We start from the raw sequence: 14,732 nt of genomic DNA, 5'->3' as shown, positions 1-14,732 counted from the left end.
AAATAGAGTCTTGACCGAAAATTCGGTAAGATATCGTGACGAAATTGTAGACAAAAGAGAAATAGATTATGACGGATGCAACTGCTGGCAAGATCCCTCACGTTCTGGTCATTATGGATGGTGTTGGACACCGTGAAGCGACTGAAGATAATGCTTTTCTTGCAGCAAAAACACCGAATTTGGCGGCAATGACAGCAAAGCATCCAAATAGTCTAATTTCTGGTTCTGGTGAAGATGTTGGCTTACCTGATGGGCAAATGGGTAACTCTGAAGTTGGCCATATGAACCTTGGTGCTGGTCGAGTGTTGTATCAAGACTTTACCCGTATTACTAAAGATATTCGTACTGGCGACTTTTTTAAACATGAAGTGTTGATCGACGCTGTTGAAAAAGCCAAAGCTGCTGGTGGCGCCGTTCATATTATGGGATTGCTCTCAGACGGTGGTGTTCACTCGCATGAAGACCATATTGTGGCGATGTGTGAGCTTGCATTGAAACGTGGTGCAAAAGTTTATTTACATGCTTTCCTTGATGGCCGTGATACACCTCCACGTAGTGCTCAATCGTCTTTAGAAAAACTAGATGCATTATTTGCTCAATACCAAGGTCAAGGCCGTATTGCGACCATGATTGGCCGCTACTTTGCAATGGACCGCGACAATCGTTGGGATCGCGTTGAGCAAGCTTATCGTCTGTTGACCGAAGGCGAGGCACTTCGTACTGTGCAAACAGCAGTGGAAGGGTTAGAGTTAGCTTATGCAGCCAATGAAAACGATGAGTTTGTAAAAGCGACTCGTATTGGGGATGTTGCTAAAGTCCAAGACGGTGATAGCGTTGTATTTATGAATTTCCGTGCTGACCGAGCTCGTGAAATTACTCGCGCATTTGTAGAAAAAGACTTTGCTGGCTTTGAGCGTAAAGTTGTACCAAATCTTTCTAAATTTGTGATGCTTACACGTTATCAGGCTAGCATTGATGCGCCAGTTGCATACATGCCAGAAGCTCTCAAAAATTCATTGGGTGAATATTTATCTTCTCTTGGAAAAACTCAGTTGCGTATTGCCGAAACTGAAAAATATGCGCATGTAACGTTCTTCTTTAGTGGTGGGCGTGAAGATGAATATCCAGGTGAGAAACGTATTTTAATTCCATCTCCAAACGTTGCGACATATGATCTTAAGCCTGAAATGAGTGCTTATGAAGTAACTGATGAATTGGTTAAAGCCATTAATTCTGGTGAATACGATTTATTGGTTGTGAACTATGCCAATGGTGATATGGTAGGCCATACAGGTATTTTTGATGCTGCAGTTAAAGCAGTTGAAGCGGTTGACCTTTGCCTAGGACGTGTCTATGAAGCGGTCATGGCAAAGAAAGGCCATATGTTGATTACTGCTGACCATGGTAACGTTGAACAAATGCAAGACTACGAAAGTGGCCAAGTTCATACTCAACATACAACGGAACTTGTACCGTTTATCTATGTTGGCCCAACACAAGCAACAATTGCAGAAGGTGGTGTGCTTGCCGATGTAGCACCAACGATTCTCAATTTAATGCAGATTCCTGTTCCTGCTGAAATGCAAGGACGTAACCTGATTACATTATCTGCATAAACCAAAGGTGATTGGATGCTGCAACACATTAAATATAAAAAACTTCTTGTAAGTATGTTGCTGTGTTGCAGCCAATTTGCTTTTGCAGCGCCAGTTGTAAAAGAGAAATTGTCACCTTTGCATTCTGATTCGGAAGAACCGGAACATAGTTATGCAGAGGTACCGATCGAGTCGATTCAACAGTTTGTACAAATCTATGGAATCGTTCGAGATAACTATGTCGATGTGAAGTCTGACGATGCCTTATTTCAACAAGCCATTAAAGGGCTAGTGAGTGGGCTAGATCGTTATTCACGTTATTTGTCAGCAGAAGAATATCGACAACTCATCCAATATACCGAAGGTGACCTTGCCTCGGTTGATTTTGCTTTAAGCCCTGAATTGCATCTCCATAAGTGGATGATTCGCGATCTTAAAACGGGTTCAGACTCATATAAGTTAGGTTTGAGAAATGGTCAGACGATTCTCAAGATTGATAACCAAGATTTAAAAAATTTAAACCAAGATCAGGTACTTGGTCTGCTTTACGGTTCTATTGGAAGTACGCTTCAAGTACAAGCAGAAGAGTTAAGTGGAAACATTAACTTAGTTCGTAATAAAAAAATAGAAACCGATATCGAACCTGTAATGCTACATAATCAGGTTTTAGTACTCAAAATTAGAGTATTTCAGCAAGACACAGCAAATGAAATTAAGCGGTTAATTGAAGAAAATAGTTCACCACGTTTAAAAGCTGTTTTAATCGATTTGCGAAACAATCCGGGTGGATTGTTATCGGCAGCAGTCGAGTCGGCAGATTTATTTTTAAATAACGGAATTATTGTTTCAACTAAAAGCCGTTCGGAAGGTAATCAGCAATTTCAGGCTTTGCCCGGCAATGAATTTCAGAATATAAAATTAGGTATATTAATTAATCATCGCTCTGCATCGGCAGCCGAAGTTTTTACTGCGGCCATGAAAGAACACCAGCGTGCGTGGGTTATGGGCGAAAAAAGTTATGGAAAAGGAGTTGTGCAAAAACTATTTCCTTTGCCAAGTGGTGCGGCATTACAAATGACCGTCTCACACTATTACACGCCAAATGGCAATATGATTGAAGGGCAAGGTATTCAGCCTAATCAGAGCTATCCTTTGCCCCCAGAAATGAAAGAAGACGTCTATTTAGATCGCGTTGCAGATTTATTTCTAAAGAAAAAGTAGTTTTTATACTTCTTCTCCCAATTCGGTATCTAAGCCAAACTTTTTCAGTCGATAGCGTAAAGAGCGAAAGGTCATTCCTAGCTTTTTAGCTGCTAAAGTCCTGTTCCAATGTGTCATGTCCAGTGCGTTCAATAGAAGATCTTTTTCAATATTTTCTAAGTAGCGTTCTAGGCCTTCCAGTGGTAATTTTGGTCGGGCATGAGTAATCGCAGTTGATGCCTCATTCTCTGGTTTAGTGGCGATTTGAGAGTTAACGCTACTGCCTCTGAGAAGAGGTGCTAGATGTGTTAAATCAATACATTCATCATCACTTAAAGTAATAGCTCGTTCAATCATATTTCTTAATTCACGAACATTACCCGGGAAATCTTGCTGTAATAAATAAGTTTCACCAGTTGTAGTTAATTGTTTGCTTGGAATTTCCCATTCCATACAAACTTTTTGAATAAAATGATTGGCTAATAACAAAATATCGCCACCGCGCTCACGCAGTGGCGGCAACATGATATCCATCACATGAATACGGAAAAATAAGTCCTGACGGAATTTCCCTTGTCGGACTAATAAATCTAAATCTTGGTGGCTGGCGCTGATTACTCGAAAATCAACATCAATTTCCTGATCTGAACCTACTGGGCGAATTTTCTTTTCTTGCACTGCCCGAAGCAATTTAACTTGCATACTTAATGGCAATTCGGCAATTTCATCTAAAAATAAACTGCCGCCATGAGCAGATAAAATAAGGCCTTGTTTGTCTTGGGTCGCTCCAGTAAAACTTCCTTTTTTATGTCCAAAAAGTTCACTTTCCATGAGCTCAGTTGGAATTGCGCCACAGTTAATCGCAATAAACGGGCCTTCACTGCGATTACTCAAGCGATGAATAAGATTAGCAACAACCTCTTTACCTGTACCAGACTCACCTGTAACAAACACAGGAGCTTGAGAGCGGGCTATTTTTTTTATAGCAATACGTAGGTTTTGTATTGGTGGAGAACGTCCGATTAATAGGTCGTTTTCCAATGTGGTTTCACCGAACTCATGCTCTAGTTTTGGCTGATTTAACGCTTTTTTTAATAACTGATCTAAATGAATTTGGTTAATAGGTTTACTTACAAAGTCAAAAGCTCCTGCCTTTAACGCTGCAATTGCAATATCCATATTGCCGTATGCAGTTAAAACTGCAATTGGTGTGTGTGGGTAAGTTTGAGAAACGTGTTTAACCAATTCTAAACCGCTACCGTCGGGTAGGTTCAAATCGGTTAAACATGCATCGTAATGAAACTGAGTAAAGAGTTGTTTGGCCTGTTCAACCCGATAAGCAAGATGTGTTTTAATCCCCATTCGTGCAAGAGTCATTTGCATTAAAAGGCACAGATCTTCTTCATCGTCTACAAGCAAAACCAGTGGTTGCTGTTCTGCCATTTCCCCAAAAACCTAATAAAAAAATCAATATATTATTGGGCATTCCATTCGGAAGCATGCCCCTTGTTTTTGCTCTACATAAGTGAGCTTTGCATGGTTTGCCTCACAAAAACTATGAGACAAATATAATCCTAAACCAGTTCCATTAATTTCGGTACTAAAAAATGGTTTAAATAGTTGAGATATATCACGTTTTGAAACCCCTTCACCGTAATCGATCACATCAATATAGATTTTATTTGTTTGTGAATGAATGTTGATCAGAACATGGGGGGAATCGGGCGCATTATGGCGTAAAGCATTTCTGACAAGGTTAATGAGCACTTGTCTGAGTTGTTTCTCATCAAATAATAATTTTAAGCATGAATCAGAAATTTTAAGCTGTATAGAATGTTTAACATCTAATAAATCTTCGTCTAATAACGTCTTTATGAAGTCGTTTAGTTCAATCTGGATTGGATGAGTTCTTTCACTGCTAGCAAGTCCTAATGTGTCTTGCACAATACTATCAATGCGTTTTGTTTGCTTACCAATCATACGGCGTAAAGTATTTTGCTGTTCTAAATCACTATCTTTAAATAATTCATTTGCCTGAACAATGGCTGCTAGCGGGTTACGAATTTCATGTGCAATACTGGCTGAAAGCTGCCCTAAGGCGGCAAGTTTGAGTTGTTGAGCTTGCTGATTAATCTGCTGTGCATCTTGTAAGATGAGTAGCGTCAATGCTTGTTGCGGCACTACAAGATGTTGCACTTTAATGTTAATAGAATAGGCCGATAGTCGAGACTCAAAAATAAATCGATCGCCTTCTTGTAGGTTATCAAACTTAAGAATTTCAAATAAATCGGGATGCCATTTCGCTAAAGGATATTTTTCACTGGCAAACTGTGGCGGAATACCTAACAAAGAGCAGGCTGCTGGATTACTTAGAACAATGTCATAGTTTTCATCTAGAACTAGATAGCCTTCTTCAATTTGTTCCAAAATATAGCGGTTAATATTTTGTAGTTGATAGAGTTCTATGGATTGGTGGAAAGTCAGCGCTTCAAGTAGTTTAAAGCGCTGTACCGCAATTTGCCCGATGCCATGCACCACAAAAAATAAGAAGGCTAATAAGGCGCTATTACCAATCGTATTTAGATTATTGTAGTCAAATAAACTACCCACAAAACGTTGGTAAATAATCGCAATGACCGCAAGTAATGTAATGAGTAAAGACATTCTTGCGCTGAGTAAAATTGCCGAAGTAAATATAGCAATAACATACAGCAAGCTGAGTTGCAGATTTGGTTCGCCTACAGAAAATGTAAGTAAACTCAGGCAGATAACATCGACTACAAAAAATAAAATAAGCTGCTTGGTTGCTTGAGTTGCAACAAACTTAAAACACAAAAGCTGAAGAAGGCTTAATATGGAATAGCCAAGCAGTGTGTAAGAATATAAAGTGGGTTGTCGTAGACTATTGTCGATTTGAGCGTCGGTTAAAACCAAAATAATATTTAGGCTAACCGCAATAATAAGACGATATAAACCATACCACGTGCCCAAACGAAAAATCGTATTGGACAACGAAGAGTTTAAGGGAAATTGCATATAGTTTTGATTACGGCTTGATCAGACCATAACGGATCGCAAGATGAGTCAGTTTAACGTCGCTATCGATGGCGAGTTTTTCAAAAATACGGTAGCGGTAAGTATTGACCGTTTTAACACTTACAAAAAGTTTGTCCGCAATTTCCTGAGCGCTAATACAATTTACAACCATCATTGCAACTTGCATTTCTCGTTCGGATAGAGCGTCAAAAGGCGACTGCTGTGTGTCCGATAGATAGGAACTCGCCAACTGTTCAGCAATATCAGCACTAAAGTATTTGCCGCCTTGCATGACTTTGTTGATTGCCCGAACCATTTCTGTAATTGGAGCACCTTTAGTGATATAGCCTTTAGCTCCTGCTTTAAGCAGAAGAGAAGGGTATGGCTCTTCTGATAAACCACTTACAGCAATAACTTTTGTGTCTGGTGCGGTTTGTAGTAAACGGCGTGTCGTTTCTACACCCCCGATGCCTGGCATGTTGACATCAAGCAGCACAACTTGAGGATGTTTCTGACGAACAATAGCAATTGCTTCTTCACCCGATTCGGCTTGTCCAATGACCTCTACATCGGCATGATCTTCTAACATACGGCAGATGCCTGTACGTACAAGTTCATGGTCATCCACAACTAAAACTGTAATCAAGAAGACCTCCTTTCTTTCAAAAAACAAGTTTTTTGTTACATAAAGCAAAATTAGCTTGCAATGGAATGACAAAATTAGCAATCCTATTCTTATATAGTGAGCGAATAGTTGTGCACAATTGTGTCGGTAAAAGCGTTATACCTTATACCTCAAATGTAAGGCATAATTATAGTAAGCGCAAATGTGTATCACCCTGAGTCGAGTATTGTGCCGTGAAAAATTCTAAAAAGTCTTTAATACATGTGCTAAGCATGTCTATTTTGCTTAGTTTGAGTTCAACAAGCTTTGCAGAACTCGTCAATAACCCGTCCTCAGGGAGTGGTGGGAGTGCAAGTTTAAATTGGTCTTCAGCTGACGCTAGTCAACTTTTGAATGATGAAGATGATGAGCCAACTATACAAGGTTCAACATCTGTAACTACAACTTTACGTGGTGGTAATGCACCCAAGGTTGTGGCATCTGCACCAAAATTTGCTCAAATCCGTGATACCTCTGGCTACAATGCCCAGCCGAGTGTAAGTGCTCGTGCCGCATTGGTGATGGACGCGCAAACTGGTGAAGTATTATTTAGTAAAAATACGAACGCTTCAGTGCCAATTGCATCTATTACCAAGTTGATGACAGCAGTGGTAACAGCAGATGCTCGTTTAAACATGTCCGAAGAAATTATGCTTGAGCAAATTGATTTTGCTGGGGCAAACGGTAAAAATTCAAGTTCAACACTGCGTGTTGGCGACAAAATGAACCGTGCAGAAGTGTTATTGTTTGCTTTAATGAAGTCTGAAAACCCAGCAGCGGCAGCTTTAGCGCGTACTTATCCAGGTGGTCGTCCTGCATTCGTAGCTGCAATGAATTCTAAAGCACGTTCTTTAGGTATGAACGCAACCCATTATTATGAGTCAACAGGTTTAGATCCACGTAATGTATCTTCTGCGCGTGACTTAGGAATTTTGGCAAGTACAGCTTCTCAATATGGCTTGATTCGTCAATTCTCAACTACACCAACTTATGACTTTAACTTGGGTTATCGTGTGTTGAAATCTAACAATACCAATGCTCTAGTGCGTAATGGTGGTTGGAACATTAACTTGTCTAAAACAGGTTATATCAATGAGGCCGGTCGCTGTGTTGTGATGCATACGACTGTAAACTCGCGTCCAGCCGTGATTGTGTTGCTTGGTGAGCCAAGTTCGCAAGCACGTAATAATGATGCCACTAACCTATTGGGTTGGTTAAGTAATTTACCAAAACGTATTTAATTTAATTATTCTAAAAACGCTTCTCTCAAGAAGCGTTTTTTTTATGACTATAAAAAGGCATAAAAAACGGCTGTATTGAACAGCCGTTTTTTTCGAAAATTCAGATTTTACATATTAGATAAAATCGAATCTTTTACTTGGCTCATTGTTGCATCAATTGACAACATAACTGCATCAGCACATTGTTTGATTGCAGTGTCAGGATCTTTCAAGCCATTACCAGTTACTGTACATACAATGACAGAACCTTCAGCAATCTTACCTGCTTTAATGTCACGAATCGCACCGCCAATAGAAGCAGCAGATGCAGGCTCAACAAATACACCTTCATACATAGAAAGTAAGCGTTGAGCTTCTAAAATTTCGCTATCTTGAAGTTCATCAAACCAGCCTTTAGAGTCGCGTACCACAGCTTTTGCATGGTTCCAGCTTTGTGGATTACCAATACGAATTGCAGTTGCAACTGTTTCTGGGTTTTCAACTGGAGCGCCACGTAAGAATGGAGCTGCGCCAGAAGCTTGGTAACCAACCATTGTTGGTAAACCTTCAGGTTTTGGACCAGTGAATTGATCAGTAGCTGCATCATAAATCACTTGTTCAAATTGATCAGCAGGTTGATTTGCTACAGCTTCGGTATAACCCATCCAGTGAGCTGTGATGTTACCCGCGTTACCTACAGGTAAGCAGTGATAATCAGGTGCACGGCCTAAAGCCTCAACGATTTCATAAGCAATGGTTTTTTGACCTTGCAAACGGTAAGGGTTGATTGAGTTTACAATCGTTACTGGCGCTTGATCAGCAACTTCTTTTACAAGACGCATACCATCATCGAAGTTACCACGGATTTGCATAGTGATCGCACCATACATCATCGCTTGCGCCATTTTACCCATCGCAATTTTGCCTTCTGGAATCAAAACAAATGCTTTGATACCTGCACGTGCAGCATAAGCGGCAGCAGCAGCAGAAGTGTTACCAGTAGATGCACAGATAATCGCTTTAGAGCCTTCTTCAACCGCTTTGGTTACAGCCATGGTCATACCACGGTCTTTAAATGAACCAGTTGGGTTTAAACCCTCATATTTCACATAAATTTCAACATCTTTGCCAATAATACGTGGAATATTCTCTAGTTTAATGAGTGGGGTGTTACCTTCACCCAAAGAGATAGCACGAGTAGTTGCCGAAACTGGCAAACGGTCACGATAACGATCTACAAGACCAGTATAACGATTGGCATTAGACATGATGGTGTTCCAATTAGAGGTGAAGCGGAAGAGGGAATCTTTCCCTCAACCTGATTAACTATCGAGCGATTCTAAACGAATTCTTACGATTTCGCCACGAATAGCAGGTAATGCTTGGATTTGTGCAAGAGCCTCATCCATTTTAGATTCAACGATTGGATCAGTCAGAATCACGATTGGAATAAGGTCTTTTAAACGGGATTGTTGCATGATGGCATCAATACTAATTCCAGCGCGGCTTAAGATAGTAGTGACATCTGCAAGTACGCCAGTTTGGTCTTCTGCATTTAAGCGGATGTAATAACCTGTGGTCATTTCTTCACGGCTTAAAATTGGCACATTTGTTAATGCTTCAAATGCAAGTTGAGGAATTGTCCCAGCACCATCTTCGGTATAAGAGATGTCGCGGACAATATCAATTACATCGGCAACAACAGCAGATGCTGTTGGACCAGCACCAGCACCAGCGCCATAATAAAGTGTAGGGCCTACAGCATGAGCTTGAACTAAAACAGCATTTTTAACGCCGTTTACATTTGCAATAAGCTGCTCATCTGGAATGAGTGTTGGGTGAACACGTAATTCAATACCCTTTTCAGCACGACGTGCAATTCCGAGGTGTTTAATGCGGAAACCGAGATCTTCGGCATATTTCACATCTTGTGCGGTAATTTTGCTAATACCTTCGGTATAGACCTTATCGAATTGAAGAGGAATACCAAAAGCACAAGACGCTAAAATTGTAAGTTTGTGCGCAGCATCAATACCTTCAACGTCAAAAGTTGGATCTGCTTCTGCATAACCCAATTCTTGAGCTTCTTTTAATACATCATCAAATGCACGGCCTTTTTCACGCATTTCAGTCAGAATAAAGTTGCCTGTACCATTAATGATGCCTGCCAACCATTCAATGTGGTTTGCAGCAAGGCCTTCGCGGATGACTTTAATAATTGGAATGCCGCCAGCAACTGCTGCTTCATAGGCAATTTGTACAGCATTGTCTTCAGCTGCTTTAAATAATTCATTGCCATGTTCAGCGAGTAAAGCTTTATTTGCAGTCACGACTTGTTTGCCGTGTTTGATCGCTTCCATGATAACTTCGTAAGCAGGATGAATACCACCCATCACTTCCACAACCATATCAACGTCTGGTTGACGAACGATATCAAGTAAATCTGCGCTTTGTTTAATCCCTTCCAGTTCGAGATCTGGACGAGGACGACGTGTTCCAACGTGGGTAATTTGAATTTCTCGACCGGTGCGACGTTTAATTTCAGCGGCATTTTCTTGTAGTAGTTTAAGGGCTCCTCCACCTACGGTTCCTAGACCGAGTATTGCCAGGCGAACTGGTTTCACGTCACACTCCATTCATCATTTAATCATTTAGTTGAAGCTAGATCATAGCTAAAAAAAACGCCAGACTCTAGCGCTTTTAGTGCCTGTTCAATGAATTAGAGTGCGATGTTTGGAAAACAAGAGTAGATCAGTCTTTAAACACTGATAGGTAAAGCATTATTTATTGAAAAAACAAAGCGCTGCAATGAGAGCAGCGCTTTTTATAAGAGATGAACGATTAATCATTCATCAATTTTGAGTAGATTATTTATCCAGACGTTTAATTAATTCATCTGGTGTTAGATATCCACCCAAGTACTCACCATCAACATTATAAATAGCAGGTGTACCATTTACACCCATGTTTAAGCCAAGTTGATATTGCTCTCGAACAGGGTTTTTACATTGAGCAGGCGGAATATTGACACCTTGTACTGCTTGGCTAAAGGCAGCTTTGCGATCTGCGCTACACCATACAGCTTCCATAGTCGGCATAAATTGCTCACCACGTGGCCAAGCAATATAGCGTACCTCAATACCCTTTTCATTAATTTCAGGGATGTGCTCATGTAGCTTATGGCAATAAGGACAACTTGCATCGGTAAACACATAGATCACGTGTTTAGCCTTACCTTTTGCAGGGTAGACAATCAGATCTTCATTTTTTAAAGCCGCAAGATGCTTTTTATTTTCTGAAGCTTGAAGATTATCTCCAATATTATGAAGCTCTTTGCCTCCTAATCGAATGACATCACCCTGAATTAAATATTTTCCATCACTGGTCGTATATACCGAAGTCATTCCTTCGAGATTTACCCAATACAAATTAGGAACTTCAGTCGGCTTAATATCTAAGATTTTGGCGTTGATATTTGCATTCTTAAATTGTTTCTGCAAAGTTTCGATCAAACGCTGTTTATCATTGCGTTCGATAATGGTTGAAGCTTCCCCTGTAGCAGGTGCAGTTGCTGTGAGCGCATCTTCTTTTTGTGGTTTGTTTTCTTTAGAACAAGCACTGAACAAAAGGCTAGATGCCAACGTGCAGGCAAGAAAAATTTGAGAGCGGGTAAAAGACATAGATAACCCTTATTTCATCAGTATTTATAGTCAGAAGCTGCTAAGCATAACAAAAAATCTAACGTTTATTGTTAAAACTTTCTTAACCTTTGTGAACGAAATCAAACGATTGATATGAAATGCTTGTCTGGAGCTTTAAAGCTTTATCATCCTCTAGGGTGATGTTTTTCATGCAATTGTTGCATTCGTACTTGTGCAACATGCGTATAGATTTGTGTTGTAGATAAATCGCTATGACCCAGTAACATTTGCACTACGCGTAAGTCAGCACCATGATTGAGCAGATGCGTTGCAAAGGCGTGACGTAAAGTGTGAGGTGAAAGTTCAGCTTGAATATTGGCTTGAAGCGCATAGCGTTTAATAGCATACCAAAAGTTCTGACGACTCATAATCCCACCATGTTGGGTCAAAAAAAGATAGTCAGTCGAGCTTTTGTAGAGTTGAGGCCGAGCATTACTTAAATAGCGTTCTACCCATTCACAGGCAATTTGTCCTAACGGAACCAAACGCTCTTTATTGCCTTTACCAGTAACTCGTAAATAGCCTTGCTTTAAATTAATGAGTTCCAGTCGCAAGTTAAGTAGCTCTGAAACACGTAAACCACATGCATAAAGCACTTCAAACATTGCGCGGTCACGTAAGCCAAGTGCTGTATTGATATCTGGCGCATGAATCAGTGAATTTACATCTTCTTCAGATAGATCTTTAGGTAATGCTCGTCCAATTTTTGGAGAGTGGTGGGTAGCAACCGGATTGTCACTACGTAACTTCTGTTCACGTAAAAATTTGTAAAATTGACGTAGGGCAGATAAGCAGCGGGCAATCGAGCGAGGGCTTTTTCCTGCTTTTGTCAGTTCAATAAGAACATCTGCGATGTCATCACTTGTCCACTGTGGAAGAGCTGTTTTTTTATGAAGTTCGCTGCATTGAATGAGGTCTGATAAATAAGCATTTCGTGTATGTGGACTTACCGTCTGTGCAACGAGATAGTCGCGGAAACCTTGTAAAAAGCTTAAATGTTCAGGAATTTGAACAGGGCTTGGAATACGCGGTTTCTTATTTAACATACACTAGATCCTCTAAACCTCTGTACTGTAAAAGAAACTTTAAGGTTTGTCGATTAAACTCAATAAGAAGTGAAATTTAACCTTATTTGGTAATTATTCTCATTTATATGTATACTAGAAAAAAAGGTTTAGGATCGGATGCGGTGCGTTTATCAGCTTTAAAAGTGAAGCAAGCGGCGACCATCACCAAAGTGAATCGGATATCAATAGAGTCCGAGCAGCAAGATTTGGTCGCAATTCGTTTGGAGAGTCTGGGCTTTGTGCCGGGCACACGAGTGGAAGTGATTACCAAGGGTATTTTTGGTGGTGATCCGATCTTGATCCAAATTGGCTTTACTCGTTTCGCTTTACGTAAAGCAGAAGCGGAAAAAATCGAAATTCAAGTAGCAGAAGGAGTACCCGCATGAGTGATGCGTTACGTATTGCCCTTGTGGGAAACCCGAACTGTGGTAAAACCTCTCTTTTCAACCATTTAACTGGAACTCGACAAAAAGTTGCAAACTATGCGGGCGTAACTGTTGAGCGTAAAGTAGGTCATTTTCAGTTACCGTCAGGTCGAGCAGTGCGCGTACTCGATTTACCGGGTACATATAGTCTAAATGCAACTAGTCCTGATGAAGTTATTACCCGTGATGTTTGCTTGGGTAAGATTGCCGAAGAGGGTCAGCAAGATGCCTTTTTGTGCGTGGTTGATGCGACTAACTTAAAATTGCATTTAGGACTATTGCTCGAAATGATCGAGCTTGGTCGTCCGATTTTAATTGTACTGAATATGATGGATGAAGCGCGTCGTCGCGGCATCCAAATTAATACTCAAAAGTTGTCTCAACGTTTGGGCGTACCAGTCGTTGAAACAGTTGCTGTTCGTAATGCGGGCATTGAAAATTTATTACATGCTCTTGATCAAGAAAAATACAGTGTGCCACAGACTGAACTGAGTGGCTTGACTGGAACTCATCATCAAAAAATCGATATGATTTTTAAAGATGTTGTTCAATATGTCGATCAGGGCGATAAGCGTACTGATTTTCTAGATCGAATTTTCTTACATCCAGTTTTGGGCCTACTTAGCCTTGCCCTCATGATGTTTATTGTGTTCCAAGCAGTTTTTGCTTGGGCAGCTCCATTCATGGATGGCATCGAAGGCTTCTTCGGTTGGTTGGGCGAAGTGGTGGGAACTGTGATTACACAGCCACTACTGCATAGTTTGGTTGTTGACGGAATTATTGCGGGTGCCGGTGGCGTAGTTGTGTTCTTGCCACAAATTTTAATCTTGTTCTTCTTCATTTTAGTATTGGAAGAATCGGGTTATTTACCGCGTGCAGCATTCTTGCTTGATAAATTAATGTTTCAAGCAGGTTTAAGTGGGCGAGCTTTTATTCCTTTACTTTCAAGCTTTGCCTGTGCAGTACCGGGAATCATGGCAACGCGTAGTATTAGTGACCCTCGTGATCGTTTTACGACCATTATGGTTGCGCCATTAATGACCTGTTCGGCACGTTTACCTGTATATGCTCTGCTGATTGCTGCATTTATTCCAGAGAAAATGGTCTGGGGTATTTTCAACCTACAAGGTCTGGTGCTATTCGGTCTGTATATGGCTGGTATTGTGAGTGCACTTTGCGTTTCATTTTTAATGAAGTTTTTGCAAAAAGATAAATCACAGCATGCTTTACTGCTAGAGCTACCGAGTTATCGTTTCCCTGATTTAAAAAGTGTAGGAATCGGTTTGCTGGATCGTGCAAAGATCTTCTTGAAACGTGTCGGCGGAATCATTTTTGCGCTCTCTATTTTGCTCTGGTTTTTGTGTACTTTCCCGCAGCCACCAGAAGGGGCGACATTACCTGCTATAGATTATAGTTTTGCCGGTATGCTTGGACACCTTATTCAACCTTTATTTGCTCCAATTGGTTTTAACTGGCAAATCTGTATTGCTTTGATTCCAGCAATGGCAGCGCGTGAAGTTGTGGTTGCAGCATTAGGTACCGTTTATGCCTTGTCTGCAACGAGTGACGATGCGGTAGCTCAAGGTTTGTCGCATCTGATTAGTGCAGATGGCTCGGGCTGGTCTTTGGCCACAGGATTGTCGCTTTTAGTGTGGTTCATTTATGCCCCACATTGTTTAGCCACATTGGCAACGGTACGACGTGAAACAGGTTCATGGAAACATGTTGCTGTCATGACTGCATATCTGTTCGGCTTGGCTTATTTGGCATCGTTTGTTACCTATCAAATTGCTTCCCACTATTGGGGTTAAGGCAAGAAAGGAG

General features: G+C 40.7%; 12 protein-coding genes. 5 read left to right on the top strand and 7 right to left on the bottom strand.

All coding sequences use genetic code 11. The features are described from left to right. Positions 1–68 precede the first annotated feature (68 nt). A complete protein-coding gene (gene gpmI, locus NL42_RS02725) occupies positions 69–1,616 on the top strand; it encodes a 2,3-bisphosphoglycerate-independent phosphoglycerate mutase (protein ID WP_461311686.1) in 1,548 nt (515 codons plus the stop codon). A 15-nt stretch (positions 1,617–1,631) separates the two neighbouring features. Beyond that, positions 1,632–2,816, top strand: coding sequence for a S41 family peptidase (locus NL42_RS02720; RefSeq protein ID WP_461311685.1), 1,185 nt, complete (start codon positions 1,632–1,634; stop codon positions 2,814–2,816). A 3-nt stretch (positions 2,817–2,819) separates the two neighbouring features. Here the strand turns inward: NL42_RS02720 and NL42_RS02715 are convergent, their stop codons facing one another. From NL42_RS02715 to gacA, 3 genes are read right to left on the bottom strand one after another with little or no spacing between them, the layout of a single operon-like run. Beyond that, positions 2,820–4,238 carry a sigma-54-dependent transcriptional regulator gene (locus tag NL42_RS02715; RefSeq protein WP_461311684.1) on the bottom strand — a complete coding sequence of 473 codons (1,419 nt, stop codon included), beginning with the start codon at positions 4,236–4,238 and terminating at the stop codon, positions 2,820–2,822. A 24-nt stretch (positions 4,239–4,262) separates the two neighbouring features. Continuing rightward, positions 4,263–5,831, bottom strand: coding sequence for a sensor histidine kinase (locus NL42_RS02710; RefSeq protein ID WP_461311683.1), 1,569 nt, complete (start codon positions 5,829–5,831; stop codon positions 4,263–4,265). A 10-nt stretch (positions 5,832–5,841) separates the two neighbouring features. Continuing rightward, complete coding sequence (gacA, locus tag NL42_RS02705; RefSeq protein ID WP_003654436.1) at positions 5,842–6,477, bottom strand: response regulator transcription factor GacA; 636 nt, start codon at positions 6,475–6,477, stop codon at positions 5,842–5,844. Positions 6,478–6,689: 212 nt separating this feature from the next. Here gacA and pbpG point away from each other — a divergent pair, with 212 nt between their 5' ends. Further along, positions 6,690–7,736 carry a D-alanyl-D-alanine endopeptidase PBP7/8 gene (gene pbpG, locus NL42_RS02700; RefSeq protein WP_336170027.1) on the top strand — a complete coding sequence of 349 codons (1,047 nt, stop codon included), beginning with the start codon at positions 6,690–6,692 and terminating at the stop codon, positions 7,734–7,736. 107 nt (positions 7,737–7,843) lie between these two features. Here the strand turns inward: pbpG and thrC are convergent, their stop codons facing one another. The 4 genes from thrC to xerD form a co-directional block, all read right to left on the bottom strand. Continuing rightward, entirely contained in the window at positions 7,844–8,983 is a 1,140-nt protein-coding gene (gene thrC, locus NL42_RS02695; RefSeq protein WP_003654438.1) for a threonine synthase, read from the bottom strand. A gap of 54 nt (positions 8,984–9,037) precedes the next feature. After that, positions 9,038–10,339 carry a homoserine dehydrogenase gene (locus NL42_RS02690; RefSeq protein ID WP_336170029.1) on the bottom strand — a complete coding sequence of 434 codons (1,302 nt, stop codon included), beginning with the start codon at positions 10,337–10,339 and terminating at the stop codon, positions 9,038–9,040. A gap of 243 nt (positions 10,340–10,582) precedes the next feature. Then, a complete protein-coding gene (locus NL42_RS02685) occupies positions 10,583–11,395 on the bottom strand; it encodes a DsbC family protein (RefSeq protein WP_016139513.1) in 813 nt (270 codons plus the stop codon). Between the two features lie 146 nt (positions 11,396–11,541). Next, positions 11,542–12,462 (bottom strand): site-specific tyrosine recombinase XerD, encoded by a 921-nt coding sequence (xerD, locus tag NL42_RS02680; protein WP_461311682.1) that lies wholly within the window; start codon positions 12,460–12,462, stop codon positions 11,542–11,544. Positions 12,463–12,605: 143 nt separating this feature from the next. On the opposite strand from xerD, the gene NL42_RS02675 reads away from it, so the two are divergent. Then, entirely contained in the window at positions 12,606–12,869 is a 264-nt protein-coding gene (locus NL42_RS02675; protein ID WP_461311700.1) for a FeoA family protein, read from the top strand. Then, positions 12,866–14,719, top strand: coding sequence for a ferrous iron transporter B (gene feoB, locus NL42_RS02670; protein ID WP_461311681.1), 1,854 nt, complete (start codon positions 12,866–12,868; stop codon positions 14,717–14,719). Before NL42_RS02675 ends, feoB begins: the two co-directional genes overlap by 4 nt. Positions 14,720–14,732 lie beyond the last annotated feature (13 nt).

Source organism: Acinetobacter sp. GN11, from assembly GCF_054823985.1.
This window is presented reverse-complemented; position numbering and strand designations above follow the sequence as displayed.